Origin of the sequence: Paenibacillus roseus (assembly GCF_016424485.1) — a bacterium.
In the GTDB taxonomy this organism is placed as follows: domain Bacteria; phylum Bacillota; class Bacilli; order Paenibacillales; family Paenibacillaceae; genus Paenibacillus_D; species Paenibacillus_D roseus.
Genome location: NZ_JAELUP010000043.1, coordinates 1 through 3,757, shown reverse-complemented (window position 1 = coordinate 3,757; position 3,757 = coordinate 1). Strand labels below are relative to the sequence as shown.

The 3,757-nt window shown below is 34.8% G+C and carries 1 protein-coding gene, 3 tRNA genes and 2 rRNA genes; all 6 read right to left on the bottom strand.

Annotation, left to right across the window (positions count from 1 at the left end):
* Positions 1–1,653: ribosomal RNA gene (locus JFN88_RS10660) — 23S ribosomal RNA — on the bottom strand; the annotation flags it as partial.
* Positions 1,654–1,682: 29 nt separating this feature from the next.
* Positions 1,683–1,756 (bottom strand) — tRNA-Ala (locus JFN88_RS10655).
* A gap of 29 nt (positions 1,757–1,785) precedes the next feature.
* Positions 1,786–1,859, bottom strand: a tRNA-Ile gene (locus JFN88_RS10650).
* A gap of 60 nt (positions 1,860–1,919) precedes the next feature.
* Positions 1,920–3,375: ribosomal RNA gene (locus JFN88_RS10645) — 16S ribosomal RNA — on the bottom strand.
* Between the two features lie 16 nt (positions 3,376–3,391).
* Positions 3,392–3,462, bottom strand: a tRNA-Cys gene (locus JFN88_RS10640).
* A 5-nt stretch (positions 3,463–3,467) separates the two neighbouring features.
* On the bottom strand, positions 3,468–3,757 hold a 290-nt coding region (rpsN, locus tag JFN88_RS10635; protein ID WP_233167696.1), incomplete at its 5' end, for a 30S ribosomal protein S14.

The window sequence follows — 3,757 nt, the reverse complement described above, 5'->3', positions numbered from 1 at the left end:
ATTTAGAAATTTTCTTGGAAGATTTTTTTTTCTATTATTGTATTATTTTTAATTAATACTATAATAACATAAATTTTCAGTTTTTTTTCAAAAAATTAAAACATTATATCTAATAGAAAAAAATAAATAAAATCCATTTATTATTTATTTTGATATCTTCGTCCTTCTATTTTGTTCTTTAATAAAAAAAGTAAAAGAATATTAACTTTTTTTCCATCGATTACGCCTTTCAGCCTCACCTTAGGTCTTGACTAACCCTTCTCGGACGAGCCTTATTGAAGGAAACCTTGGGATTTCGGGGCATTGGATTTTCACCAATGTTTTCGTTACTTAAGCCAACATTCTCACTTCTATTTAAAAAATTATCAAATAAATAATTAAAATAGAACGCTCTCCTACCGAATATATAAATATTCCCACAGTTTCGGCAAAGAATTAAGTCTCATTAATTTTCGACGCAAATACGCTTGAAACACGAAAAGAGATTTCATAAAGTCCTCTCATAACCCGTGAGCTGTTACGCACTCGTTAAAGGATGGCTGCTTCTGAGCGGACCTATCGGCGGTTTCAGCACGTCTACAACCTTTATCACTATCATTCTTATTTAGAGGCCTTAACTAGTGATCTGGGCTGTTCCCCTTTTGACAACGGAGCTTATCCCCCGCTGTCTCACTAATAAATAAAAGAAATTAAAGTATTCAGAGTTTGCCACACTGAGGTACAACTTTCGAAGCCCCCAAATGAAACAGTGCTTTACCCCTTTTTTTCTTATTTATTGCTGTACCTAAATACATTTCGGAGAGAACCAGCTAGTGCCGAGTTCGATTGGTTTTTCGCCCCTACCCACAACTCATCCGCTAATTTTTCACCATTAGTCGGTTCGGGCCTCCAATTTCAATCAGAAATGTTTCACCCTGGTCATGGGTAGATCACTCGGCTTCGGGTCTAAAAAAAAAGACCGACGCTCCATTTCTTTACAAAATAAAACTTGCCTTCGCTTTGGCTTCAAAGATTACTTTTTAACCAAGCCTTTCTTTTTAACTCGTTGGCTCATACTTCAACAGGCACGCAGTTAACTTTATAAAGTCTTCTACTGTTTGTTAGCATAGAGTTTTATACTATTTCATTTTCTATTAAAAAGAATTCTTTTCACCTTTCCCTCACGGTACTTGTTCACTATCGGTCATCTAATAGTATTTAGTCTTATAAGGTGGTTCTTATTCTTTCATACGGAGTAACTTCCATATTACTTGTGATTATTTATTCTTGTTTTATTATTTCATAATTCTAATAAGAAATAATAACACTTTTTTTTTTAGTACTGGACTATTCACCTTCTATGGTATAATTTTTAATTATTTCCTAAAAATAAAAAAAAGAACAAATAAAAGACTATTTCCATTTCGCTCACCACTACTTCGGAAATCGCGGTTGCTTTCTGTTCCTTCAGTTACTAAGATGGTTCAATTCACTGAGTTTATTTTTTCTTTTTTATGAATTCCAAAGAAAATAAAAAAGATAAACCTTCCTTTTTAGGTAACCCCATTAGGATATCTTAATAAATACAACTTATTAAGCTTATCGTATACATTTTACGTCCTTCTTCACCTTTAGATGCCTAGGATTCTACTCTATGCTTTTTAATTTTGATCCAAAAGAATTTTGTAGCTTTAATTTAAAAATGGAAATAAGCGGACTTGAACCGCTAACCTTTGCTATGCAAAAGCAACGCTCTACCAAATTAAGCTATATCCCCATTTTCAAATTAATTGAAATATAAATAAATGGACCATGCTGGATTTGAACCAGCCGCCTTACCCTTATCAGGGGTATGCTCTAACCATCTGAGCTAATAGTCCATTTATTTATATTTAATCTTTTCAATACCTTTTATTTTTTTAATCATTAATTATTCTTAATTATTCTATTCATCAGCCACACCTTCCAGTACGGCTACCTTGTTACGACTTCACCTTAGTCAATAACCTTATTTTAGAAAGTCTCTTTTATTTTATTCAAATATTGAAGAACGATCGAAGAATAAGATTAATTTCCAGGGTGTGACGGGCGGTATGTACCGAGCCCAGTGACGGTTCACCGCAGTATAGCTGACCTGCGATTACTATTGATTCCGGTTTCATATAAACGAGTTTCAGTTTATAATCCAAACTATGATTGATTTTGAAAATACCAATATATTGTGTCAACCATTGTAGCACATGTGTAGCCCGGGACATAAGGAGCATAAAGATTTGTCGAAATCCTAAAATTTTTAATTTTTATGTACTAAAATAATAAAAAATTAGGGTTCCGTCCGTTGCGGGACTTAACCCAACATTTCACAACACGAACTTGACAACCATGCACCACCTGTGAATATCGAAATATACTATTTTCATTACAAAATAGGTAGATAATCATGTCAAGTCCCGGTAAGGTTCTGCGTGTAACATCGCATTAAACCACATGCTCCACCAATTGTGTAAGCTCCTGCCAATTCCTTTAAGTTTCAGCCTTGCGACCGTACTCCCCAGGCGGGGGGCTTAGCGTGTTAACTTAGACACTGAATGAATTCCAACATCTAGCCCCCATCGTTTACAGCAAGGACTACTAGGGTATCTAATCCTATTCGCTACCCTTGCTTTCGTCTCTCAGTGTTAGAACTAACCCAGCAAAGTGCCTTCGCCTTTGGTGGTCCTTCCAATATCTATGCATTCCACCGCTCCACTAGAAATTCCCTTTGCCTCTATTAGTCTCAAGTTCTAAAGTATCTTTAATTTTCTTAAAGTTGAGCTTTAAGTTTTAAAAAAAGATATAAAAAACAACCTACAGACTCTTTACGCCCAATAAAACCGGATAACGCTTGCATCCTCTGTATTACCGCGGCTGCTGGCACAGAGTTAGCCGATACTAATTTTTAGTTAATGTCATTTTTTTCTTCCCTAAAAACAGACTTTTACAACTTTGCCTTCTTCAGTCATATGGTATTGCTCCGTCAGGCTTTCGCCCATTGCGGAATATTCCTCACTGCTGCCTCCCGTAGGAGCTAGGGCCGTGTCTCAGTCCCAATGTGGCCGGTCTTTTTCTCAAAACAGCTACAGATTATCGCCTTGGTAAGCTATTACCTTACCAACTAGCTAATCAGCCGCAAGCCCATTTTTTGGTTTCAGCTTCAAATAAAAGTATATCTTTATTGTTTAAAAAAGCCTTATTTGGTATTAGACTAAATTTCTTTAGCTTATTCCAATCCAAAATGAAGGATTCTTACGTGTTACTCACCCGTTCGCCACTAATAGATTTAATTTATTAGTCGACTTGCATGTGTTAAGCATACCATTAGCGTTCATCCTGAGCCAGGATCAAACTCATACTATTTCTTTCATACAAAGAAAGGTGATATTCAGATTCGAACTGAAATCAAAGGATTTGCAGTCCCTTGCCATACCATTAGACCATATCACCCGAAATTACCATGAATATTTGATAACTCCGGGTAAAAGTCCTCTATTTGCATAATCTCTAAAAAGAAAACGAGAAAGTCCCCATTTTCTATAAAATCCTTTAGAACGCCCAGTTATTCGACATCTATTTGAATTTCTTATAAACATACTATTTCTGGGCATTTTTTGCAATTTTCTACTCATATATAAATATTTTCTTTGATTTAGAATTAATTCCTTTCGAAGATTTCGTTGTAATTGTTTTTTAATTAATTTAATTCGATAAGAAGTAGTTTTATCTATTATATTATTATAAT